The sequence below is a fragment of the Thiocapsa bogorovii genome (assembly GCF_021228795.1).
In the GTDB taxonomy this organism is placed as follows: domain Bacteria; phylum Pseudomonadota; class Gammaproteobacteria; order Chromatiales; family Chromatiaceae; genus Thiocapsa; species Thiocapsa bogorovii.
The window spans coordinates 4,161,378-4,185,743 of sequence record NZ_CP089309.1 but is presented as its reverse complement, the minus strand read 5'-3'; the positions used below and the strand labels follow the sequence as shown (position 1 = coordinate 4,185,743).

General features: G+C 65.9%; 17 protein-coding genes and 2 pseudogenes. 10 read left to right on the top strand and 9 right to left on the bottom strand.

The window, feature by feature from the left end:
- Positions 1-94: 94 nt before the first annotated feature.
- Both LT988_RS18540 and LT988_RS18535 read right to left on the bottom strand, forming a co-directional pair.
- Positions 95-2,812 carry a type IA DNA topoisomerase gene (locus tag LT988_RS18540; protein ID WP_232406996.1) on the bottom strand — a complete coding sequence of 906 codons (2,718 nt, stop codon included), beginning with the start codon at positions 2,810-2,812 and terminating at the stop codon, positions 95-97.
- A 111-nt stretch (positions 2,813-2,923) separates the two neighbouring features.
- On the bottom strand, positions 2,924-3,826 hold the full coding sequence (locus tag LT988_RS18535) for a DMT family transporter (protein WP_232406995.1): 903 nt from the start codon (positions 3,824-3,826) through the stop codon (positions 2,924-2,926).
- 212 nt (positions 3,827-4,038) lie between these two features.
- Between LT988_RS18535 and LT988_RS18530 the strand changes: the two genes are divergently transcribed.
- A complete protein-coding gene (locus LT988_RS18530; protein WP_232406659.1) occupies positions 4,039-5,433 on the top strand; it encodes an IS1380-like element ISTro1 family transposase in 1,395 nt (464 codons plus the stop codon).
- A 327-nt stretch (positions 5,434-5,760) separates the two neighbouring features.
- Here LT988_RS18530 and LT988_RS18525 read toward each other — a convergent pair whose 3' ends face one another.
- The 5 genes from LT988_RS18525 to LT988_RS18505 all read right to left on the bottom strand — a co-directional run bounded on the left by LT988_RS18525 (position 5,761) and on the right by LT988_RS18505 (position 10,646).
- The gene (locus tag LT988_RS18525) at positions 5,761-7,092 is read right to left on the bottom strand and encodes a hypothetical protein (RefSeq protein WP_232406994.1); all 1,332 of its coding nucleotides are present in this window, start codon (positions 7,090-7,092) and stop codon (positions 5,761-5,763) included.
- Positions 7,093-7,140: 48 nt separating this feature from the next.
- Positions 7,141-7,791, bottom strand: coding sequence for an ABC-type transport auxiliary lipoprotein family protein (locus LT988_RS18520; RefSeq protein WP_232406993.1), 651 nt, complete (start codon positions 7,789-7,791; stop codon positions 7,141-7,143).
- 98 nt (positions 7,792-7,889) lie between these two features.
- Complete coding sequence (locus LT988_RS18515; RefSeq protein WP_232406992.1) at positions 7,890-9,005, bottom strand: MlaD family protein; 1,116 nt, start codon at positions 9,003-9,005, stop codon at positions 7,890-7,892.
- Positions 9,002-9,739, bottom strand: coding sequence for an ABC transporter ATP-binding protein (locus LT988_RS18510; protein WP_232406991.1), 738 nt, complete (start codon positions 9,737-9,739; stop codon positions 9,002-9,004). The genes LT988_RS18515 and LT988_RS18510 overlap by 4 nt, the downstream gene beginning before the upstream one ends.
- 112 nt (positions 9,740-9,851) lie before the next feature.
- Positions 9,852-10,646 carry an MlaE family ABC transporter permease gene (locus LT988_RS18505; RefSeq protein WP_232406990.1) on the bottom strand — a complete coding sequence of 265 codons (795 nt, stop codon included), beginning with the start codon at positions 10,644-10,646 and terminating at the stop codon, positions 9,852-9,854.
- Between the two features lie 108 nt (positions 10,647-10,754).
- Here LT988_RS18505 and LT988_RS18500 point away from each other — a divergent pair, with 108 nt between their 5' ends.
- Genes LT988_RS18500 through LT988_RS18490 form a run of 3 tightly spaced genes read left to right on the top strand, consistent with a single transcriptional unit; the run spans position 10,755 to position 15,138 of the window.
- Positions 10,755-13,619 (top strand): valine--tRNA ligase, encoded by a 2,865-nt coding sequence (locus LT988_RS18500; RefSeq protein WP_232406989.1) that lies wholly within the window; start codon positions 10,755-10,757, stop codon positions 13,617-13,619.
- Position 13,620: 1 nt separating this feature from the next.
- Entirely contained in the window at positions 13,621-14,823 is a 1,203-nt protein-coding gene (locus LT988_RS18495) for a cation:proton antiporter (protein ID WP_232406988.1), read from the top strand.
- Between the two features lie 18 nt (positions 14,824-14,841).
- A complete protein-coding gene (locus tag LT988_RS18490) occupies positions 14,842-15,138 on the top strand; it encodes a hypothetical protein (protein ID WP_232406987.1) in 297 nt (98 codons plus the stop codon).
- A 75-nt stretch (positions 15,139-15,213) separates the two neighbouring features.
- Here LT988_RS18490 and LT988_RS18485 read toward each other — a convergent pair whose 3' ends face one another.
- Positions 15,214-16,614, bottom strand: coding sequence for a glutamate decarboxylase (locus tag LT988_RS18485; protein ID WP_232406986.1), 1,401 nt, complete (start codon positions 16,612-16,614; stop codon positions 15,214-15,216).
- A gap of 622 nt (positions 16,615-17,236) precedes the next feature.
- On the opposite strand from LT988_RS18485, the pseudogene LT988_RS18480 reads away from it, so the two are divergent.
- From LT988_RS18480 to LT988_RS18455, 6 genes and pseudogenes are all read left to right on the top strand, one after another.
- Positions 17,237-17,620 (top strand): annotated as a pseudogene (locus LT988_RS18480) (IS5/IS1182 family transposase); the annotation flags it as partial.
- Between the two features lie 300 nt (positions 17,621-17,920).
- The gene (locus LT988_RS18475; protein WP_232406985.1) at positions 17,921-18,685 is read left to right on the top strand and encodes a sulfatase-like hydrolase/transferase; all 765 of its coding nucleotides are present in this window, start codon (positions 17,921-17,923) and stop codon (positions 18,683-18,685) included.
- A 65-nt stretch (positions 18,686-18,750) separates the two neighbouring features.
- Positions 18,751-20,292: a transposase gene (locus LT988_RS18470; RefSeq protein ID WP_232406984.1), complete on the top strand. Its 1,542-nt coding sequence runs from the start codon at positions 18,751-18,753 to the stop codon at positions 20,290-20,292.
- A gap of 62 nt (positions 20,293-20,354) precedes the next feature.
- Positions 20,355-20,888: a sulfatase-like hydrolase/transferase gene (locus LT988_RS18465; protein WP_269752149.1), complete on the top strand. Its 534-nt coding sequence runs from the start codon at positions 20,355-20,357 to the stop codon at positions 20,886-20,888.
- A 15-nt stretch (positions 20,889-20,903) separates the two neighbouring features.
- Positions 20,904-21,200: pseudogene (locus LT988_RS18460) on the top strand (hypothetical protein); the annotation flags it as partial.
- Positions 21,201-22,057: 857 nt separating this feature from the next.
- Positions 22,058-22,786 carry a hypothetical protein gene (locus tag LT988_RS18455; RefSeq protein WP_232406981.1) on the top strand — a complete coding sequence of 243 codons (729 nt, stop codon included), beginning with the start codon at positions 22,058-22,060 and terminating at the stop codon, positions 22,784-22,786.
- Here LT988_RS18455 and LT988_RS18450 read toward each other — a convergent pair.
- Positions 22,731-24,297 (bottom strand): IS3 family transposase gene (locus tag LT988_RS18450; RefSeq protein ID WP_408648016.1). Its coding sequence is split into 2 segments (ribosomal slippage): positions 22,731-23,207 and positions 23,209-24,297, totalling 1,566 coding nucleotides; the frame shifts between segments, so codons are not numbered across the junction. The two genes, LT988_RS18455 and LT988_RS18450, sit on opposite strands and share 56 nt — an antisense overlap.
- Positions 24,298-24,366 lie beyond the last annotated feature (69 nt).

Sequence of the window (24,366 nt, the reverse complement as noted above, 5' to 3'; positions counted from 1 at the left end):
CCTGTGGTGATTTCAGGGGCACCGGGCAGCCACCGTAAAGGACGCGGCTCGCACCTGATTCCATCAAAGCCCCGTTCAGCCCGCGAGGGGTTGATCAGGAGCCCTCCTCGGGCGCATCGGCCGTAATGGCCTCGGTCACCACCTGCCACTGTGCATCGAGACGCAGCCGGACCGGACCGACGCCGGCCGCCCTGCCCTCGATCGGCCGCGTCCGCCCGTGCTCGATCAGGTCACGAATGTCTCCTTCGTCCAGATCCCGGTGTTCATACGCCTTCCAGACCACGAAATCGCAGCCCTCGCGAAAGCGGTTGCACCCGAAGCCGCGTCGGCCTTCGATGATCCTGCCTTGGCCGCATTTCGGGCAGACGGGGGGTTTATCGCGAATCGAAGGGGGACGAGCAGGGCCGGCCTTCTCGCTTTTCGAGATCCGCGTGGTCGCCGGAGTCGCCGACCTCCCACGTGTAGACCGACCACCCTTGTGAGTCCCCTGTCCGCTCTCGACGGGCATCTCCGTGGCCTCGAAATCGAAGAGGACCTTCCCGGCCGCATCCAGACGCAATCCGGCGCCGAAGGACTTGCCCGTCTTCGAGGTGAAACCCTCGATGCGTGGAAGACTGCCCTGCGCGATGAGTCGGCGGACCTGATCCTCCGACAGGGCCAAACCGGCGACCGTTTTCCAGATGGTAAAGCCGCAGCCCTCGCGATAGCGGCTGCAACCGAAGGCCCGAGCGTTCTCGGTGATCTCTCCCTCGCGACAGACCGGACAGGCACCGAGGCCCGTCGCCTGCACGCCGGGCGATCCACCCGAAGCGTCACCGCGGCTCGACCGCCCGGTCTTGCCCGCGCGTCCTGCCTTTGCCGTTCCAGTACGCTTAGCACCTCTCGCACCCTTTGCGCCTCGCCTACCCGGCCCCGTTGAACGCTCCGATGCGGCCTGATCAGCCGACATCGCCGGCCCCTGCGCGATCTGCGGCACCAGCTCACGCAAAAACCGGAGAATATCCCGGTAGAAGACATCAACGGCCAGCTCGCCATGCTCGACGTCTTTGAGCCGCTGCTCCCACTCGGCGGTCAGCTCCGGACTGCGCAACGGCGAGGCGACGAGGCCGATCAGCGCGACGCCCTTGGCCGTGGCATGCAACTGCTTGCGGCGGCGCTCGACGTAGCGGGTGCGGATCAGCTTCTCGATGATCTCGGCACGCGTCGCCGGTGTACCCAGACCGGATTGCTTCATGGCCGCCGCCAAGGCATCGTCCTCGATCTCGCGGCCCGCGTTCTTCATGGCGGCCAAGAGTGTCGAATCATCGTAGTGACGCGGCGGCTGCGTCTCCTTCTCCTGCACCTCCAGGCCGTCGACCTTGAGCTGTTGGCCTTCCACGAGCGGCGGCAGGACCTTGGACTCGCCGGTTTGGTCCAGGCCTGTCTGGTCCACGCCGGTCTGGTCCGTGCCGGCCGCGTCCGTTCCGCTCGACTCGGAACGCCCGCCGGTCTCGGCGCGCTTCCAGCCGGGCTCAAGCACCAAGGCGCCGCGCGCGAGGAAGGTCGCATCGCCGATCGCGATCTCCACGCGAGTCTCCTCGATCCGCTGGTCCGGCAGGAACACGGCGACGAAGCGCGTGACCACCAGGTCGTAGATCTTGTGCAGCGCGAGCGGGAGGTCGGGAGAAGGCGTCTTGCCGGTGGGCAGGATGGCGTGATGGTCGGTCAGCTTGGTGCGGTCCACGTACGCCTTGCCCAACCGATGCCCACCTTCGAGCCGATCCAAGGCCTCCGCGGCAAGCGGATGTTGCAGACCCTTCAGGATGCCCGGCAGCTGGGGCAGCATATCCTCGGAGATGTGGCGGCTCTCGGTGCGCGGATAGCTGATGAGCTTGTGGGTCTCGTAGAGCGACTGGGCGTGTTCGAGCACCTGCGCCGCGGTAAACCCGAAGCGTCGGTTGGCGTCGCGCTGCAGATTGGTGAGGTCGTAGAGCGGTGGCGGGCGGACCGTACGGATCTTCTTCTCGACCTTCCCGACCCGACCGGTACGATGGGGGCTCAACTCGCGATGGAGCCGGTCGGCCTCCTCCTTCTTCTCGATGCGGGTTTCGCCGTCGCGGGTGTAGCGGGCGTCGAAGCGCGCCGCATCCGATGTGCTCAGATGCGCGACCAGCTCGTAGAAGAATGCCTTGGTGAAGCTCGCGATTGCCTGATCGCGGGCGACGATCATCGCCAGGGTCGGCGTCTGAACGCGGCCGATGGTGCAGAGCACGCGGTTGTGCACCGTGTAGGCCCGAGTGAGGTTCATGCCGATCAACCAGTCCGCCTGTGCCCGGGCACGCGCCGCATCGGCCAAGTGGTCATAGGCTTGGCCGGGGCGCAACCCCCGAAAACCCTCGCGGATCGCCTCGTCGGTCAGGCTTGAAATCCAGAGTCGGTCGAACGGCTTCTCGCAGCGGGCATGCCGATAGATGAGACGAAAGATATGCTCGCCTTCGCGGCCGGCGTCCGTCGCGCACACCAAACGCTCGGTGTCGGATGCCGTGATGAGCGCCTTGACGATCTTGAACTGGGCCGCGGTCTGCTTCGATGTCTTGAGCTTCCACGCCTCGGGGATCATCGGGAGCTGATTCGCCGACCACCGCCCGCCCCAGTCGACACCCTGGACCTCGCCGTACTCATCGGGCTCGGCGAAATGGATCAGGTGCCCGATCGCCCAGGTCACCCGATAGCCGTTGCCCTCCAGAAACCCCTCGCCCCTGCGGCGAGCACCCAGCACCCGCGCAATATCGCGGGCGACGCTCGGCTTCTCGGCAAGGACGACGATGGACATCCAGGTCTCGGACTCGGAATCTGACGCGCCGATCTTACACCAATCCCGACGGCGGGCCCGGCGTCTCCCCCCGGCCCTTTGCCGAATGCCGTCGAGGCCACATTGCCGAATCTACTTCTGCGTCAAGGCCACCGCCCCGAGCAGCATGACGGCGGCGCCGACCAGCTTGATGACCACATGGTGCTCGTTGAAGAACCAACGCCCGAGAACGACGGAAAAGATCCCGGCGGTGCGCTTCACAGCCATGGCGTAGGAGGCCAGCGTCAAGCTGAGCGCAATCTGGTCGGCGATGCGCATGAGCGCAAACAGCGCTCCGAGGACGAGCAGAGGCCGGATGCGACGGCGCGCCTGCGGCGTGAAGATCTGCCGATAAAAACCCCGGTCGCGAAGGCTGAAGAGAACGAAGATGACCAGCGGATTGACGATAGCGACGACCACGGCAAACGAGAGTGGATCGCTCAGTTGGATGCCGATCCGCCCGAACACGCTTGCGGCGGCGAAGCAGGCGGCGGCGACGAGCCCGAGAACGCTGCCCGGATCCGTCACGAGACGCTTGAAGGGAAGATACCAGCGCACCTCATGGTCGCCGAGACTGAGGATATAGCCCCCGCCGACCAGCAGGATGACACCGAGCAGGCCGACCGATGCGGGCAACGCGCCGGTCAGCAGCCATTCGATCAGGATCGCGAACCCGGGCGTGAGCGTCATCAGGGGCCCGACCAGCGAGACCTCGGTTCGGTGCAACGCCGCATTCAGCGCCCATCCGCCGAAGGCCGACAAGATGCCCCCGCTGAGGACCGCCATGAGATAGGCGGGCTTGTGGAAGGGGAAATCGTGATACCAGAGGATCAGCGGCAAGGTGATGACCAGGCTGCTGAGGTTGACGTAAAACGTCAGGATCTCGGTCGAGAACTCGAGGCTGAGATGTTTGGTGACCGCGAGGCGAGAGGCGTGAAAGAAGGCCGACGCGAGCGAGAAGAGGATCCAGAAGTGGGCGAAATCGGAAAAATCCATGCAATTCAATCGCGTCTTGAAATGGCCTGCGTTGTTTTTGGTTCGGATCCGCCTCGGCTGAATCCATGAGCGCCGGAGCGGACGCGATGTAACCTTTAAAAAGAAAACTTTTAGCCCGAATATTTCATAAAAAAGGGCGACTCTCGTTCAACCCATTGATAAAATGGCTGTTCCGCCAAGAACGCTTCGGAAGAAGCTAAACGAGGTCGCCCATGCCCGAGTCTACCCCGGAACAGCTGCGTTTTCCCCCGGTCGCCGGTTTCACGGTCCGCGGCGACTTCGACGGCGGCGCCATGTCGTCTGACTTTGGCCCCATGATTCTGCGCGGGGTTGATCGGCAGATCGGCCTGACCGAGCGGTTGAGCGCAGCGATCGATGATTGGCGCCATCCGTCCTACACCACCCATCCGATGCGTGAGCTGATCGCGCAACGGGTCTACCAGATCGCCTGTGCTTACGAAGACGGCAACGACGCCAATGCGCTGCGCCGTGATGCGCTGTTCAAGCTGGGGCTGGAGCGCAAGCCGCTGGATGCGACGACGGACCTGGCCAGCGGGCCGACCTTCTCGCGTTTGGAGAATGGGGTCGGCGCGCGCGACCTCTACCGCATGGCGCAGGCCTTCGTCGAGGCCTTCATCGCCAGCTACCCGAAGGCGCCGCAGGTGATCGTGCTCGATATGGACCACTCCGAAGACGCCACCCATGGCCAGCAGGAGTTCGCGTTCTACAATCATCACTACGGCAACCATTGCTACTTGCCGCTGTTTCTCTTCGAGGGCCTCTCGGGGAAGTTCATCACCGCGGTGCTGCGTCCCGGCAAGCGCCCCACCGGCGCCGAGAACGCGATGATCCTCAAGCGCGTGCTCAAGCGGCTGCGGGCCGCGTGGCCACGCACACGCATCATCCTGCGCGGCGACGGACACTTCTCCAACCCCGAGTTGATGGCCTTGGCGATGGCCGATCCGTTGACGGATTTCATCTTCGGCCTGGCGGGTAACCGGGCTCTCACGCCACGGGCCGAGCCGTTCTTGGCCGACGCCCGCAAGCTCCATGCGCTGCGCATCGAGAACGCCCGGCGCGCCGACGCCGACGTACCCGAGCGGACCCGCACCTACCACGAGGTTGACTACCGTGCCGGTTCCTGGCCCGGCGCGTGTCGGACCATCCTCAAAGCCGAGGTGACGGCGCGCGGCGACAACCTCCGCTTCGTCGTCACCTCCTTGGACTTGCCCAGTCCCGAGTGCGTCTACCGCGATCTGTACTGCGCGCGCGGCCAGGACGAGAACTTCATCAAAATGATCAAGAACGATCTGGCCAGCGATCGCACTTCCGACAGCACCTTCTTGGCCAATCAGATGCGCTTGTTCTTCTCCTGCGCCGCTTACGTCTTGCACCAAACGCTGCGCACCGAGGTCCTCGTCGGCACGGAACTGGCCAACGCCCAGCCTGCCACCGTGATCATCAAACTGTTCAAGCTCGCCGTGCGCGTGGTGCAGTACAAAGACCGCGTGCGCCTGCACCTGCCCTCGAGCTGTCCGGTCAAGACGCTGTTGCAGCAGGTCACCGAGAGGCTCTTCAACGCGCAGCCCCGGGCGGCGCCCGCCTAGACGCACATACATCCCCGCACGGGGATTTCAGCACGCGCACGACGACTATGCCCACCTCGGGCAGGGCATCGTACGCCTGCGCGGCGACAAAACTACTCGTGCCCCGTTGATCAAGCCCGTTGCCGCTCGGTATTTCCACCATTCAACCCCCGCGGCGTCCCGGTCATCGCCCTCGGTGACGCCCAGCGCCGCGCAAATCCGCGAGGCCAGTGTCGGCTGTGTCGGTTTATGAAACATCCGGGTTAGATCCTCAACCCACCGAACGTCGGGAGCGCGGCACTTTCCGTCAGGCTCGCTCGACACTGGGAATCTCGCTCCGGACGCGGATCAGGCCCAACCCGTGCGCGGGCCCTCGAAGCGCTTCAGTGGCTGAAAATGGATGCCCGGATCGGCATCCTGCAGGCCCTGGTTGAATTCCGCAAAATCGCGCTGGAATCGGCTCCGGCGATACCAACTCTCGATGCTCGCACGGCCCTCGCCACGCAGGATGCGCACACTGGGAACGCCGCCGAGCCCGAGCAGGCCGGCGCCGCCAATACCGGAGAAGAGCTTCGGTTGGATGCTGAGGTGCAGGATACCCGCGTCTTGGAGGGTTGCCCCGGGAACATTAGCCTCGGGGGTATGGAGATTCAGGGCATAGGAGGGCTGATTCAGCGTCATGAGGTCCATGCGGCGCGCGGGATCGGTCCGAACGAGTCGGCGCGCGGTGGACGCGGGCAGGTCGCGCAGTACGCGTGACAGGTTACCGAGCCCGGCCCGAACGGCTGCAGAGAATGGAAGCGCGGCGAGCGTGCTCGCGATCTGCGGGGTGGAACGCAAGGCATGACGGTGCCAGGGCGACGGCGCTGAGCGCTGCCCGGTGAAGACCTCGAGCAGATCCGCTGCAAGCGCCTCCAGACGCAGGTGCAAGCGACGGATCAGGCCTTCGAACGCGGGATCGGCAAGCACTTGCCAGCCCGGTAGCTCGATCAGACAGCCGAGCGGACGCTCGCCTCGGATCGTCGATCGATCGTCGGGCAACGCCAGACGGGCACCCGGGATGCCGAGGTCGACCCCGTCCAGAGACTCGTAGATCAGCCGGGCACCGAGGAAGGCGAGCGGATCGATGGCTTGACGGCGCAATCGGGCATCGGCGAGGGCACCGAGTCGCCCGGCGCGCTCGAGCGGTTTCAATGCCGCACCGGGCCAATAGAGTAGATGGAGATGGAACTGCTTGGCCGCCTGCACGCTCTCGCGGTCGTGCGTGTTGGGGTCGCAGTTGAGCGCGAGATGCAGCTCGCCGCCGTCCAGATCGAAACGCCGCATGACATCCGCATCGGAGACGAAGCGAACGAAGGCAAGCCCGGTCCCCCAAAGTACGCGACCCGTCGTGGGCTCGACCGCATCGGGCGTGGCTTTAGCCGGATCGGAGATCTCCGACACCATGAGGTCGAAGAGGCTGTGTGGCGATGCCTTGTCGATCAGGGCCAGCCGGTCGCCATCGCAGAGGATCTCCTGAATCGTCCGGCGTGCAAATCGTTGCCGCGGGTCGGGGTGCTCGACCTCGGTGCGAGTCAGGGCATACTCGGCCGGCGGCCCCGGCATGCGCACATGCTCCCAGGCAACGCGCATCCGATCCAGGCCGCTGGGATAGAGCGCCGCGAACCGGTCAGGCCGCATCCGCGCCGTCCAGATCCGAGCGCATGCCAAGCGGCATCGCCTCGCCGCTCATGGCGCCACCGAGGAGCGCGAGGGTCTCGGCAGCGTCCGAAGGTCGCGCACCACATCGGCGGCCAGCAGGGCCGCGAGTCGGTTGAACGCCTCGGCCATGTCGTCCGGCGTGTCGCCCTGCACCTCGACCTCATGCCTGTAGCTGCGGTCCCGGAGGGTGCGACGGTCGTCGGCACGGACCAGCGCCAGATTGAGGGTGCCGACCACCCGCGGCGGCACCGCCGTCGGTAGATGCTCGAAACGCTCCACCTCGCCGCCGAGCAGGTAGTCCGCGCGGGCGCGGTCGGCCGGGGTCACGGCGAACGCGAAGACCTGCGCGTGCCGAACGGCACGGACCAGGTTGCGCGCGAGTGCGCGCGGCAAGGGGTCGGCCCAGAGTAGGTCGTCGTAACGCTGCACCCGGAGGGGCTCGGCCTCGGTTCGGAAAACGATCTGCCGCCCGCCGAGGAAGCCGCGCGCGGCAAGGTCGGAGACCAGCAAGGTTGCCGGCAGCGGCGCGCCGACGGGGGATTCCAAAGGCTCGGGGTCGAGCGAATAGAAGAGATCGGGCCGCATCGGCGCCGGCGAACCGCAGCCGCCCGCGACCAGCCCGAGGATCAATGCGGGGAGGAGCCGGCTCGGGCGGCGACTTCCGGTAGCGGTGGACATAAACCCTCGAACCAGGTTCGTCAGTCGTCTCGGCGACCGGCTCGAACCCGCCGAACCGCGGCCCGAGACCGTCGCCGCCCGATGCGGGCGACCCACACTCAGCGGAACCAAGGTGCCTGCTCCTCTTGCTCCCGGCGTTTGATGATCAGGGTCGGGTCGCTGCGTAGGTCGCGCGCGAGGGCGGAGAGACTGCGGCTCGCGTCCTCGATGTTGGTCAAGATGGGGATCAAGGCGGCGGAGAGCGACTGCAGGAGGAACTGGGTGTCGTCGAGCGAGCGCTGAATCGCCGGGCGGTTCTCGTTGACCAAGCCCCGAATGTCCACCGCCAGATCACCGTAATCCGCCACCGCGCGCCGAATGTCCTCGGTGCTGCCGGTCATGTCGCCGGTGATGAGCGCAAGGCTGGCGGACATCTCCTCCACCGAGCCGAGAATGGCGCCGATCGCATCCGGATCGACCGCCGTGACGAGGTTTTCGGACAGTAGCCGTAGATTCTCGAAGGCGCCGGCAAGCCGATCGCGGTTCTCGCCCTGGCCCTCCCCGGTGCCGATCAGCAACTCGATGGTCTTGACCTGGTCTCGGATGCTCGCAAGCGTCGGGGCGATGCTCTCCTCGACCACGATGCGGACCGTCTCGGTGAGCGCGGCGAGCCGCTCGGTCAGGTCGATATCGGGTGCCTTGGCGTCGATCACGGCCCCGTCGGCATAGAGGTCCGCGGAGCTCCCGGGCCGGATGCTGATGGCCTCCCCTTTCAATAAACCCAATGGGGCCAACTGCGCCTGGCTTCCCTTCGGGATCGGCCAGTTGTCGCGAATCCGCAGGGTCGCGCGGAAGCACGGCAGGGCCGGCGACCGCGGCGGCATATCGGCAGACGGCGCCGGGCAATGGAGCCGATGCGCATCGGTGCTCGGGAAGACGGGCTCGACCCGCTCGACAAGGCCGATGACATAGCCTTCCTGCACGACCTGAAGACCCGCATCGAGTCCGTCTGCGTCGGGGAAATAGGCCTGTAGACGGTAGGTCTTCCCGAATAGCCCGGGTAGAACCAGTGCGAACGCGGCCACGGCAATGGCGGCCATCGCAATCACGAAGATGCCGGCGAACAGCAGGTCGCGACGTTCGGCCCGCCCCCGACGCTTGCCCGGAGCGCCGATCTCGGGCGGGGAATAGAGCCGATCGAGTCGGCGATCCGCAGGATCCGCGGGCTCGCTCATGGATGTCCCCACAGTGCCGCGCGCAGATCCAGACGGGATCGCCCGGCGGATTCGAGCGCCTGCGGAGTGCCCTCGAACAGCAACCTACCTCGCTCCATGACGGCAACCCGATCGGCGGCACCGGCCAAGGCATCCGGGACGTTGTCGGTGGCGATTAGGGTCAGGTTGGCGTTCTCCCTCAGGTTGCGCAGGACCTCCAAGGTCTCGCGGGAGACGGTCGGGTCGAGCCCGTCCGAGAGGCCGTCCCAAACCAGCAGCTTCGGGCGATGAATCAGGGCACGCGCGAGCTCCACGCGCCTCTGTTGGCCCAAGGACAGTCCGCGCGGCATGTGATTCTCCAATCCGTCCAGCCCCAGCAGGGTCATGACCAAGCGCGCAGCCCGGGCCATGTCGTAGCGGCTCATGGGCGCGTGGCGCAGGGGCAGCAGGAGGTTGTCGAGCACGCTGTCGTCGGAGAGCAGCGAGCCGCGCTGCAGCACCGCCCCGATGTCGCCGCGCAAACGCACCATCGCGGCCTCGCCGAGCCGACTCAGATCCTGTCCCAGAACCTCGATTGTACCCGCCGAGGGCCGATCCAGTCCCAAGATCAATCGGGTCAAGAGGCTCTTGCCGGCGCCGTTCGGACCGCAGATCAACAACCAAGCACCTTCGGGCAGCGAGAGCCGAATATCGTCGAGCGCCATGCGCCCGCCGACGTGCTGGTAAACCCCGTCGAGCATCAGTGCAGCAGTCATGGCACCCACCGAGAGCGCCGTCGCCGCGCAAGGCGATGGCCGGCGCGACCGGCACACCGTACGATCTCCATGCGGGCCGGAGGCCGGAGGTTGGAGGCTGGAGGCTGCTGCATCACACCCGCAAGAAAAGAATATACAAAAGGTCCATCAGCAGGATCGCCGAAACCGCACCGATCATGGTCCGCGTCGCGGCGCGCGAGATGCCCTCCGGGTTGCGCCCCGCGCCGGTCCCGTTGACGGTGGCGATGAGGGCGATCAGAAGCGCGAACAGCAAGGGCTTGACCAGCGCCTCGATCAGGGCACCGATGCTGAGCGCTCGGACCAAAGACTCGAAGAGCAGCGCCGGAGAGATCCCGGCCATCGTCCACAACCAAGCCCCGGCCGCAACGAAGGTGACCAATGTACCCCAGACCATGAAGGCAAAGCTCATCAGCAGCATCGCAAGGAGAACGGGACCAACCGTGAATTGGATAGGGTGGATCCCGCTTGCGAGCAGGCCGTCCATCTCGCCGGTCACCGTTAGGGTCGCCTGCCGTACCGCGAGCGCGACACCGGCCCGTCCGGCCACCAGGATCCCGACCAGGATCGGCACCAGCTCCATAACGGTCGCGTAGGTCAGCGTCAAGACGACGAGCCCGGGCAGGTCGAGATCCGTCAGGACGGAATCGATCTGGTGACCGAGGATCAGACCGAGCGAGGCGGTCACCAAGGTAATGGCCGGCAGAATGGACAGCCCGGCCTGCCGCAACGACGCGGTAAAAGCCGGCATGTCCAAGCGCGCCCGCCCGAGCAGGATCTTCAGGTACAACGCCAAACAGCTCACGAGGGCGATCGCGGCGAAACCGACCTCCTCGATCCAACCGGTCGGTCCGCTGAAGGGACCTCTGTGTCTGTCGTCGACTCCCATCACGCCTGACCGCGCCCCCTTGTAGATTGGTCGTTGATCTTAAACCGCGGGCGCTCGGTATATACTCGCGGATTGATTCGAACGCGTTTCTCGGACGGCGACACCATCATGCTGGATAAGAACTACGACCCCCAAACCCTCGAGAAAAACTGGTATCGCTTCTGGGAAGAGAAAGGCTATTTCGTCCCGGCCGACCAGACCGGGAGCTCCCGGGCCGAAGGCGCGGGCGGCGGAGCCTATTGCATCATGATCCCGCCGCCGAACGTGACCGGCAGCCTGCACATGGGTCACGGGTTCAACAACACCATCATGGATACGATGGTGCGCTATCACCGGATGAAAGGCGATCGCACCCTCTGGCAGCCGGGCACGGACCACGCCGGGATCGCGACCCAGATGGTGGTCGAGCGCCAACTGGAGGCCGCCGGCCAAACCCGTCACGACCTCGGACGCGAGGCCTTCATCGAACGGGTCTGGGCATGGAAACAGGAGTCCGGCGGCAACATTACACGCCAGCTGCGTCGTCTCGGCTCCTCGCTCGACTGGCAGCACGAGCGATTCACCATGGACGAGGGCCTCTCCAACGCGGTGCGCGAGGTCTTCGTGCGCTTGTTCGAAGAGGGATTGATCTATCGCGGCAAGCGCCTAGTCAACTGGGATCCGGCGCTGCACACGGCGGTCTCCGACCTCGAGGTGATCTCCGAGGAAGAGTCCGGCCACATGTGGGACATCCGCTACCCGTTGGTGTTGCCGCCCGGCGCGACGGGGCCGACGCATCTGGTGGTCTCCACCACCCGCCCGGAGACCCTGCTCGGCGACTGCGCCGTGGCCGTCAACCCAGAGGACCCGCGCTACAAACACCTGATCGGTGAGCGCGTCGAGCTGCCCCTAACCGGGCGCCGCATCCCCGTCATCGCCGACGAGCACGCCGACCCCGAGTTCGGGACCGGTTGCGTGAAGATCACGCCTGCGCACGACTTCAACGACCATCAGGTCTGGCTGCGCCACCGCGACGAGAACGCGATCGCCGAGCAGCCGCATGGCGGCCTGATCAACATCCTCACCCCGGATGCCGCGATCCGCGCCAATCAGCCCGAAGAAGGCGCGCTGCTGCCCGTCGCCTACGTCGGCCTGGACCGCTACGAGGCCCGCAAGCTCATCGTCGCCGATCTCGACTCGCTCGGCCTCCTCGCGGCGGTGAAGGAGCACCGGCTTCAGCAGCCGCGCGGCGACCGCTCGGGCGCCGTGATCGAGCCCTATCTGACCGATCAATGGTACGTGCGGGTCGCCCCTCTGGCCGAACCGGCCATCGCCGCGGTCGAAGACGGGCGCATCCGCTTCGTGCCGGACAACTGGAAGAACACCTACTACGACTGGATGCGAAACATCCAGGACTGGTGCATCAGCCGCCAGATCTGGTGGGGGCACCGCATCCCGGCCTGGTACGACGTCGAAGGCAACGTCTATGTCGGCCGCTCGGAGGACGCGATCCGCGCGCGTCACGGCTTCGGCCCCGAGGTCGTCCTGCTCCAGGATCCGGATGTACTCGACACCTGGTTCAGCTCCGCACTCTGGCCCTTCAGCACGCTCGGCTGGCCGGAGCACACCGATCGCCTCAACGCCTTCTATCCCACCTCGGTCCTCGTCACCGGCTTCGACATCATCTTCTTCTGGGTCGCCCGGATGATCATGATGGGGCTCAAATTCATGGACGAGGTGCCCTTCAAGGACGTCTACATCCACGGCCTGGTGCGCGACGCCCACGGCGACAAGATGTCCAAGTCCAAGGGCAACGTACTCGACCCCATCGATCTGATCGACGGGATCGGACTCGAAGCCTTGGTCGAGAAGCGCACCAGGGGCATGATGCAGCCCCATCTGGCCGAGAAGATCGCCAAACAGACCCGCAAGGACTTCCCCGACGGCATCCCCGGCTTCGGCACCGATGCGCTGCGCTTTACCTTCGCCGCGCTCGCCACCACCGGGCGCGACGTCAAATTCGACCTCGGTCGCATCGAGGGCTACCGCAACTTCTGCAACAAGCTCTGGAACGCCTCGCGCTACGTCCTGATGAACACCGAGGAGCAGGACTGCGGCCAAGCCGGCGGCGAGGTGGAGCTCTCCGCGGCCGACCGCTGGATCCGCGCCCGACTCAACGCCACCACGGCCACGGTGACGGACGCCATCGAGGGCTACCGCTTCGACCTCGCCGCCCAAGCGATCTACGACTTCACCTGGAACGCCTTCTGCGACTGGTATCTGGAGCTGTCCAAGCCGGTGCTCACAGGGACGGCCGCGAGCGACGCTGCAAAGCGCGGCACCCGCCGCACCCTGGTCGAGACCCTGGAGACCCTGCTGAGGCTCGCCCACCCGATCATGCCCTTCATCACGGAGGAGATCTGGCAGAAGGTCTCGCCCCTGGTCGGGGCCCAAGGCGACACCATCATGCTTGCACCCTACCCCGTCGCCGATGCAGGAGCCGACGACCCGGAGGCCGTCGCCGAGATCGAGTGGGTCCAGCAGGTCATCCTCGGCGTGCGGCGCATCAAGGGCGAGATGAACATCGCGCCCGGCAAACCGCTGCCGGTGCTCGTCGCCAACGCCTCCGAGCAGGACCGGACCTGGCTCGCGATCGCCCGGCCCTACCTGGATTTTCTCGCCCGTATCGAATCGGTCACTCTGCTCGACGACGAGTCGGCCGCGCCCGAGTCGGCGATCGCCCTGGTCGGCACCATGAAGCTCCTCATCCCGATGGCCGGCCTGATCGACAAGGACGCCGAGCTCAAACGCCTCGACAAGGAGATCGGGCGCCTGACCGACGAGATCGCCCGTATCGGGCAGAAGCTCGCGAACCCGAGCTTCGTCGACAAGGCCCCGGCCGCGGTGGTCGACAAGGAGCGCGCCAGGCTCGCCGAGCAGTCGACGGCGATCGGAAACCTGCAGGCGCAGCGCGAGAAGATCGCTTTACTGTGACATGTACGCGACCCTCGTCCTCCTCGGTCTCTTTGTCTTTGTCTACAGCGCCATCGCCGGCGGCGTGGAGCGCACGCCCGTCACCGGCCCCATCGTCTTTACGGCCTTCGGCTTGGCGCTCGGTCCGGTCGGACTCGGCTGGCTGCATCTGGACCTCGACCAGGAGGGCCTGCGCACCCTCGCGGAGCTAACCCTCGCCCTGGTCCTGTTCACCGACGCGGCCACCGCCGATCTCTCGGTCCTGGGCAGGAGCTGGCGCATCCCCGAGCGATTGCTGGGCATCGGTTTGCCGCTGACCATCGTGCTGGGCTTTGCTGCCGGGGTGCTGTTGTTCCCCGAGCTCGGGTGGTTGGAGATCGCGATCCTCGCGACCATGCTCGCGCCCACCGACGCGGCGCTCGGCAAGGCCGTCGTGACCAACACGTCCGTCCCCGCAAACGTGCGCGAGGGGCTCAACGTGGAGAGCGGCCTGAACGACGGCATCTGCGTGCCGATCCTGCTGGCGTTGCTGGCCCTGGCGACCGGCGTCGAGCAGTATCGGCCGGGGTTCAGTCTGGGGTTCTTCGCCGAGGCGATCGGCATCGGCGTTGCCGTGGGCGTCGCGCTCACCCTGGCCGCCGCCTGGCTACTGCGTCTGAGCACCCGTCAGGGCTGGATCACCGAGACCTGGCGGCAGCTCCCGGTGGTGGCGCTTGCCTTGTCCTGCTTCGGGTTGGCCCAGTGGCTGGGCGGCAGCGGCTTCATCGCCGCCTTCGCGGGCGGCCTCCTGTACGGCGCCTTGGCGAAGCAGGAAAAGCATGCGTTGCTGCTCGCGGCCGAGGGCACGGGCGACACCCTGGCCCTGGTCACCTGGGTCGCCTTCGGCGCCGGGGTGGTGGGTCAGACGATGGGGTATATCAGTGGGTCCGTGCTGCTCTACGCAGTGCTCAGCCTCACCCTGATCCGCATGGTGCCCGTCTACCTGTCCCTGTGGGGCCTGCCGCTGCGGCCCGACGCCAAGCTCTTTATCGGTTGGTTCGGGCCGCGCGGCCTGGCCAGCATCGTGTTCGGCATCCTGGTGTTCACGGCCGACCTGCCCGGCGGCGACACCCTGACCGTGACCGCGGTGTGCACCATCCTGTTGAGCATCCTGCTGCACGGCCTGACTGCCAACCCGTTGGTGGGCGCGTTTGCGAAAGGCTCGGGGCGCGGGTGCGACGGGTAGAACCGATGAGGGGGTGCGATGACAACGCACGTCAACGAAAATAACAACTTCGCCTATCTGGCCATCGCGCTCATCCTGCTGATGTTCGCCCTGGCCTTGAGCGACGCACGCCGGGCTGGATCTGATCCGGCTCGAGGTCGAGATCGTCCACCTTGTCATGACCACCTGGTCGGCCATACGCAAGAGCTGGCCGCGCGCTGCGGAGAATGGGAAATCGACCGCCGTCGCCCACTGCTGCGAGACCTGCGTCGCCCTGATGGCATTGGCCTGGTCCGCCGACATGTCTCGGGGCGCGGCGTGTCGGCACCGCTCTGAAGTGCTCCGCTGGCCACTCCCATAACCGCGGTGATCAGGAAACCGTCCGGTGTTGAGCCGGACGGCGAGCGTCGGTCAGTGGTGGAAGCCGGTTGCCTCTTCACTGGTCAGCGGACTGGTAATCGGGTGCTTCCCGAAGTGTTCGAGGCAGCGTTTCATGTCTTCGATCAGCAGCGCGCCGAGATCGCGGCTGACGCCGTGTCGCACCAGGATGCGCTGGATGACGAGGTCTTGCCGATTGGCGGGCATCGAGTAAGCAGGCACCTGCCAACCACGACTGCGCAGCCGGTCGGCCAGGTCGAACAGGCTGTAGCCGTGGGTATCGAAACCCTCCTTGATCGTCCACGATAGGGCCGGGATGCCCGCCTTCATATCGCCGTCGAAGAGCACCTTAAAGGGTCCCATCTTGCCGATCTCGTCCGCCAGGAAACGCGCCGTGTCGTAACAGGCGGTGTGGATCTTGCGGTACCCCTCCTTTCCCAGGCGCAGGAAATTGTAATACTGGGCGACGATTTGGCCGCCGGGACGCGAGAAGTTCAAGGCGAAGGTCGGCATGTTGCCGCCCAGGTAGTTGACATCGAAGATCAACTCCTCGGGCAGTTCCTCGGCATCGCGCCAGACGACCCAGCCGACACCGAGCGGCGCGAGTCCGAACTTATGCCCGGAGGTGTTGATGGATTTCACCCGCGGCAGGCGAAAGTCCCATTCCAGCTCCGGGGCACAGAAGGGGGCCAAGAAGGCGCCGCTGGCCCCGTCAACATGGATCGGGATGTCGAGTCCGGTTTCCCGTTGAAGTTGCTCGAGGGCGTCATTGACCGCCTTCACCGGCTCGTACTGACAGGTGAAGGTCACGCCCAAGGTCGGCACCACGCCGATGGTGTTTTCGTCGCAGCGCTTGATCACCTCCTCGGCGTTCATGATCAGGCGGTCGCCTTCCAAGGGAATCTCGCGCAACTCGACGTCGAAATAGCGGGCGAATTTGTGCCAGCAAATCTGCACCGGGCCACAGATCATGTTGGGCTTGTCGGCGGGCTTGCCGGCCTCATGCATACGTTTGCGCCAGCGCCATTTCATTGCCAGTCCGCCGAGCATCGCCGCCTCGCTCGATCCGGTAGTGGAGCAACCGAGGGTGTTGGCCGCGGCCGGGGAGTTCCACAGGTCCGCGAGCATATGGACGCAGCGTGCCTCGATCTCCGCCGTCTGCGGATACTCGTCTTTGTCGACCATGTTTTTATCGACGCACTCGTCCATGAGGCGATGGATCTCCGGGTCCAACCAAGTCTGGCAGAAGGTCGCCAGGTTTTGCCTCGAGTTGCCGTCGAGCATCAGTTCGTCATGGACAACGCTGTAGGCATGCCGCGGGTCGTGCTCCTGCTCCGGCATGCGGTACTTCGGCATCACCAGCGATAAATCGGTCGACGCGTAGACGTCGCTGACCGGGTCGTCGACGATCGCGTCTTTCGAATGCAAAGGCATCTCGCAGTTCTCCTTCTGGGTGTGGCTCGGTGAGGGTTCGGTCCGGGCTGACGTTCGCTCGGGGATGTGCGATGCGACGGCTCCGGTGGATCGGCACGGCCTTGCATGACTGCCGCTGCTGGTCTGGATGATTCGGTCTGTACCTGGTTAATCTGTCACTATACAGCCGCTTGCGGCGTGGTTCCTCTCAGAGGCTGTGAAAAACCTCGCGGCCTGGCCGCTGCTCCTGGTGGCCGGAGAGTCGCGTGTCGCTCGTGAATCCGTCCGGGGGCTCCTGCCGCCGGACGGACTCGCTCCTTGGCGACGACCTGTTTTGGCCCCGGTTCGCCCCGCTCCGGGCCGCGCTGCGCCACGACGTGCGCCCGAGGGGCGCGGTCGGGCTGCGCACGGCCCTGCGACGAACGGCTCGACGGCGTGTCGGATGCGCTTTGCATACCGCCTTCGCGGCTTCGCGACCACGGCCGCTTCGCCACTGCGGCGGCACGCACGCGCCGACGCCTACCGGGGGCCGCTCGGCTTCGCTCCGCTCTCCATGCCTCGCGGAACGGTAAAATGGCCCTATCGAAGCAACGACCCCCGGCGAGCAAACGAAGGCGGATAATCTCCAACCTGGCCTGTTCGACGGCGCCAACAGGCGGCGCGGGAGCGGGCCGCGCGGGAGCGCCGGGAGCGCGTCGAGCAGGCGCTGGAGCGGCTGCCCGAACTGGCCCAGATCAAGGCCAAGCAAGGTAAGCCGCGCGAGCAGGCGCGGGCCTCCACCACCGATGCCGAAGCCACTGTCATGAAAAGGGGCGACGGGGGCTTCCGTCCAGCCTACAACGGCCAATACGCCACCGATACCGCGAGCCACGTCGTCCTCGGTGTCGCGGCCCTCACCGTCGGCACCGACATGGCGCAACTTCTATCCATGATCGAGCAGGTCGAGGAGCGCTGCGGACATCACCCCGATGAGTGGCTGGTCGACGGCGGCTATCCGGCCCATGACCAGTTGGATCGCGCCGCCGCGCCAGGGCGCCGTCGACCAGCACGACGAGTTACTCGTGTCCCGCATCCAGCAGCACGTCGAGCGCGTCGCCCGTGATCGCCGGCATCTGTTTCGTCGACCAGGGCTCGACGGCCTGTCTTGCAGGCTGGGGTCGTCACAGACGCAGATGCCGGTGCTGGCCGGGGCCTGACGTTGGTCCGCGCAGGCGCGAGCACGACGCTCGGTCACAGGAGATCCTCGATCGTTCGAGAACCGGATAAAGCCGCTCGGATTGGTTTGTTATGCTCTGTTCTGTGTACCCGAATAGCAGGAGACCTGACCGTGAGAGCAGCCTACTTCTTCAGGCGCATGGCATGGGCCCTCATCCTGGTTCCCGTGTGCGCCACGCTGTACGCCGCGGACAGACCCAACATCCTCGTCATCTGGGGCGACGACGTCGGCTGGGAGAACGTCAGCGCCTACGGCATGGGCGTGATGGGCTACTCGACGCCCAACATCGACAGCATCGGCATGCAGGGCATCCGCTTCACCGACCACTATGCCCAGCCCTCCTGTACCGCGGGGCGCGCGGCCTTCATCACCGGTCAGTATCCGATCCGCTCGGGTATGACGACGGTCGGCCAGCCCGGCGACGCGCTGGGTCTGCAGGCCGCTTCGCCGAGTCTCGCCGAGGTGCTCAAGCAAGAAGGCTACGCGACCGGGCAGTTCGGCAAGAACCACCTCGGGGACCGCAACGAACACCTCCCGACGGTGCATGGCTTCGACGAGTTGTTCGGTAATCTCTACCACCTGAATACGCAGGAAGAGTCCGAACAACGTGACTACCAGCGTTTTGCCGAGTCCTACTCCGGCAGCCTCGAGGAGTACGAGAAGAAATTCGGCACGCGCGGCGTACTCCACTGCGTCGCGACCGACACGGACGATCCCAACGAGGACCCGCGCTTCGGCAAGATGGGTCGGCAGAAGTGCGAAGACACCGGTCCGCTGACCCAGGAGCGGATGAAGAACTTCGATGCCGGCGAGGTCATCCCCAAGGCGGAGGACTTCATGAAGCAGGCCAAGGCCGACGGCAAACCCTTCTCCTAAAAAGAGCAGTTAAACCTTGCCTCGAGTGATCCAAGCGGCTGAAATATCGGCGCAAGGAGGTCCCCATGAGCAACCCGATCCCTCACCCGCAGGGTGAACCCGAAACCACCGCATTGGTACCGCATGCCGGCCCGGTTGCGGTGGACACGTTTGGCGGGCGCGTCCACGTCGAGTGGGATGCGCAGGCGGCGGTCACCCCGCTGGGGCAGCTGCCGTTCTTCACCGAGTTTTTGCGCCTGGGCGGGCGCTTCGATGCCTGGGTCGAGAGCTGCCCGCTGAAGCTGACCAGCCCGAACGCCCCGAGCACGCGCGACGTTCTCGGTACCGCCATCCTGGCGGTGCTGTCCGGGCATCAGCGCGATGCCCACATCAGTGCCCTGCGCGGCGACACCATCAACGCCGCCCTGCTGGGCATGGAGGCGGTGGTGAGCGAGGACTCGGTGCGCCGCAACCTCGGCAAGCTCGATGAAGCCGACGGGGTGGCCTGGTTGCAGAACCACCTGGACGCCTGCGTGGCGCCGGTGCCGGGCGTGCCCTGGATTCTCGATACCGACGTGACGGTCAAGCCGCTCTACGGGCATCAAGAGGGTGCGCTCAAGGGCTACAACCCGCACAAGCCGGGGCGCCCTTCGCACACCTACCACACCTATTTCGTCGCCGGTCTGCGTCTGATCCTGGACGTGGAGGTGCTGGCCGGCAACCAAACCGCGTCCAAGTACAGCGCGCCGGGCCTGTGGGAGTTGCTCGCGCGCCTGCCGCGGGTGCACTGGCCGCTGTGCATTCGCGGCGACCGCGACTGGGGCACCCAAGCCAACATGGCGCGTGCCGAGCAGGAGGGGATCCCGTATCTGTTCAAGCTGCGCATGACCTCCAAGGTCAAGCAGACCGTCGAGCGCCTGATGCGCGATGCCGAGTGGTGCGATGCCGGTCAAGGCTGGCAGGGGGCCGAGACGACCCTGCGTCTGTCGGGCTGGAGCCGTGCCCGGCGCGCCGTCGTGCTGCGCCGGCGCATCAAGGCCGACCTGGCCGTCGTCGAGCAGGGTGATCCCGAGCAGCTGCGCCTGAGCTTCGCCGAGCTCACCGACGAGACGATCGTCTACGAGTACGCCGTGCTGGTGACCTCGCTGCCCCATGAGATCCTGAGCGTGGCGCAACTCTATCGCGATCGCGCCGACGCGGAGAATCCCTTCGACGAGCTCAAGAACCATTGGGGCTGGGGCGGCTTCACCACCCGCGACATCAAGCGCTGCCGCTTCATGGCGCGCATCACCGCCTTGACCTACAACTGGTGGAGCCTGTTCGTGCGCCTGGCCGACCCGACTCGGCACACCGAGGCGATCACCAGCCGCCCGCTGCTGCTCAGCGCACCGGCACGACTGACCCGTCACGGCGGGCAGACGCGCCTGACCATCAGCCATCCCCATGCCGAAGCCGGGTGGGTGGAGGCGACCTGCCGCGAGATCACGGCCTTCTTCAACACGCTGCGCCGAACTGCGGAGCAGTTGAGTCCCCTGCAACGCTGGTACCGGCTCCTCTCGCGGGCGCTGGTGAAGTATCTCAACGGCCGCCAATTGCAGCCGCCGGCGGTGTTACCGGCGCCGGCGTAGCCGCCGAACCGCCGGTATGTGTACTCGCCCGCGGGCCGAAAACGCTCCGCGACGGGCGCTAACTGCTCTTTTTAGGCTTCTTCGTCTGGCTCAACCCCAGCCGCATGCATCTCTACACGCGGCTCAACGACGAGTGGCGCTACGCGGCCGAAGAATACACCTCGGAGGCCGACTTCCACGGCTCCGGGATGCTCCAGCACGACCACGACATCGGCTTGATGCTCGACTTTCTGGAAGAGAACGGCCTGGATGACAACACGATTGTCTGGTACTCCACCGACAACGGCCCCGAGCACGCCTCTTGGCCGCACGGGGCGACCACCCCATTCCGCGGCGAAAAGATGTCGACCTACGAGGGCGGTGTCCGGGTCATCTCGATGCTGCGCTGGCCCGGGGTGATCGAGCCCGGACGGACCTTGAACGGCATCCAGGGACACCAGGACATGTTCACGAGCCTGGCAGCCGCCGCCGGGGTGCCCGACGTCGCCGAGCGCGTCATGGAAGAGAAGAAGCAATACATCGACGGCGGCAACAACCTCCCCTACTGGAAGGGCGAGACCGAGCAGTCGGCCCGCGACCACATCTTCTACTACTAAGAAACGAAGCTCACGGCGGTGCGGATGGGGCCGTGGAAGTTCCACTTCTCCACCAAGGAGGACTACTACGCCAACGTCGTGCCGCGAACGGTGCCGCTGGTGTTCAACCTTCGGATGGACCCCTTCGAGAGCTACGACAACAAGGACTCCTACGGCCACCTGATGCAGAAGGTGTCCTGGCTGATCCAGCCGGTGGGCGAGTTGATGGCCGACCACCTGAAGACCCTCGCCGAGTATCCCCCGGTACAGGGGGGAAAGAGCTTCGACATGTCGAACGTTGTGGAGCAGTTCATCAACAAGGCGAGGCAGTAGTCCCGAGGGTGCGAGTGACCGGTGGCAGCGGCCGCGTATCCTCGTCGCCTCTGCTGCCGGGTTGGAATTTCCAAGGTGCGGTAACGCAGCCTTTGTGATTCTGAGAGGCAGATTCATCGCCACAAACGGCTGTCATCCTGGGCGGCGGCGTTGTCTTCCGGCATCCTGGATGAATCGCAGCTCTCACCCTTGTTCTAGCCGCCTGACCGAGGGCGGCGGGACGCGGATGACGCTGCGGCTGCCGCACCGAGGTTTAGCCGTCCGCGAGTGTCGGCCAACGATGTCCTCACCAACAACCGGGGTTGGCTAAGGAATATGCGCTCGGTAGTTTGATAACGATGCGTCTTGGACTCGCCACCTGTTGCGTGCCCGCATCTGCTGGATTGGTGGCGGCTTTGTCTTGATCGTCCTTTGAACCTAAAAAGAGCAGTTAAACCTTGCCTCGAGTGATCCAAGCCGCTGAAATATCGGCGCAAGGAGGTCCCCATGAGCAACCCGATCCCTCACCCGCAGGGTGAACCCGAAACCACCGCATTGGTACCGCATGCCGGCCCGGTTGCGGTGGACACCTTTGGCGGGCGCGTCCACGTCGAGTGGGATGCGCAGGCGGCGGTCACCCCGCTGGGGCAGCTGCCGTTCTTCACCGAGCTTTTGCGCCTGGGCGGGCGCCCGGAGAGTCGCGTGTCGCTCGTGAATCCGTCCGGGGGCTCCTGCCGCCGGACGGACTCGCTCCTTGGCGACGACCTGTTTTGGCCCCGGTTCGCCCCGCTCCGGGCCGCGCTGCGCCACGACGTGCGCCCGAGGGGCGCGGTCGGGCTGCGCACGGCCCTGCGACGAACGGCTCGACGGCGTGTCGGATGCGCTTTGCATACCGCCTTCGCGGCTTCGCGACCACGGCCGCTTCGCCACTGCGGCGGCACGCACGCGCCGACGCCTACCGGGGGCCGCTCGGCTTCGCTCCGCTCTCCATGCCTCGCGGATTCGATGCCTGGGTCGAGAGCTGCCCGCTGAAGCTGACCAGCCCGAACGCCCCGAGCACGCGCGACGTTCTGGGTACCGCCATCCTGGCGGTGCTGTCCGGGCATCAGCGCTATGCCCACATCAGTGCCCTGCGCGGCGACACCATCAACGCCGCCCTGCTGGGCATGGAGGCGGTGGTGAGCGAGGACTCGGTGCGCCGCAACCTCGGCAAGCTCGATGAAGCCGACGGGGTGGCCTGGTTGCAGAACCACCTGGACGCCTGCGTGGCGCCGGTGCCGGGCGTGCCCTGGATTCTCGATGCCGACGTGACGGTCAAGCCGCTCTACGGGCATCAAGAGGGTGCGGTCAAAGGCTACAATCCGCACAAGCCGGGTCGGCCCTCGCACACCTACCATACCTATTTCGTCGCCGGTCTGCGTCTGATCCTGGACGTGGAGGTGCTGGACGGCAACCAAACCGCGTCCAAGTACAGCGCGCCGGGGCTGTGGGAGTTGCTCGCGCGCCTGCCGCGGGCGCACTCGGTAAGTGTCAAGGTAGTTGTCGCATCAATCATGTCATGTTCGTGTCGGCCTTCTCCTGTTCACGAGGGGGTTTTCCCGGGTTGAGCAAGACCGAAGCGGGCGGCGTCCAATTGCGGGTGGGTCCGGACCAGCGCGTCGGGTTGTCGTCTCTGGCGGCTTGATAGAGCGCGTCGCGCCGTGCCAGCAGGTCGACATCCTCGCCGCGATGGCGCTGTGCCGGGGTGACGAACTTCAGCGCGCTGTGCAGGTGAATGGTGTTGTACCAGGCGGTGAATGTCGTCATCCAGCGGCGTGCCACCTCGACGTCGTCGAAGGGATCGGAGGGAAAGTCCGGGCGCCCCTTGACGGTGTTGAACAGCGACTCCGAGTAGGGGTTGTCGTTGCTCACCGCCCGGCGACTAAAGGACGGCACGACGCCCAAGCGTTGAAGCATCACCAGCATGGTGGCGCCTTTCATCGGCGAGCCGTTGTCCGAGTGCAGGACCAGTGTGCCCGGGGTGCACGCCTTCGCGCAGGTAAGCCTTGTGCAGGACGCTGGCGGCGTGCGCGGCGGACTCCTGCGGGTAGACCTCCCAGCCGACGATCTTGCGGCTGTAGACATCCATGATCAGGTACAGATAGAAGAACATCCCCTGCACGGTACTGGCCAGGTAGGTGATGTCCCAGCTCCAAACCCGATTCGGCCCGGTCGCCTCCAGCGGCTGCGGGCGCACCCGTGTCGGCGCCTTGGCGCGACCGCGGCGGGCGAGCTGCCCGGCGTCGCGCAGCACGCGGTAGAAGGTCGACTCGGATCCCAGGTAGCAGCCCTCGTCGGCCAGCGCCGGGACGATCTGATGCGGACTCAAGCTCGCGAACCTGGGCGCGTTGGCGGCTGTGAGGACGGCTTGTCGCTCGTGGGGCGAGAGCCGATTGGCCGGGGTGCGTACCGCGCCTTCGGTCCGGTGCTCGCGCGTGCGCCCGTCGCCGCCGATCGCCCCGTCGCGACGCCAGCGCTGCAGGGTGCGCTCGGACAGCCCCACGGCGGCGCAGGCGCGACTCAGGCGGGCGCCCTCGGCACAGGCTTGGGCGATGTACTCGCTCACTTGTACGCGCCGCTCATAGGCGAGCGAGCGTCCTCTGGCTCCTCCCAGATCGCCCGGACTTTTTTGGAGCACCAGCAACGTGGCGGCTTCGGCCAAGGCCCGGTCCTTGCGCTGCAACTCCCGACCCAGGCGCACGATCTCCGCCTGCTCGGCGCGCCGCTCGGCCCGCTCGGTCGTGCTCGTCAGCGGCGCATTGGCCTGCTGGCAGGTCGTGCGCCACGCGCTGATCTGCTCGGCGAACAGGCCCTTGCGCCGACAGTACGCGCCCAGCTCCAACTCATTGAGGGTGGCGGTCTCCATCACCACGGCAAACTTCTCCTCGCTGCCGAGCGTCCCGGCAGGCACCGTCGATGCCCGTGGTCGACGCGCCCGACCCAACGCCTCGCGCCGCCAGCCGTAGAGGGTGTCGCGCGGGATGCCGGTTTGCGCGGCCAACTGCGGGACGCCGACGTTGTTGGGCGGCAGTAGCTTCGTCAGGATGCTGTCTTTCAGTTCGCTCGAATAGGTTGTCATGTCGCTCGCCTTCTCATGCCTCGGGGCGCTTGCGCCGCGCCCTCCGGGTCAGCCGTCAGTCGCCCTTCG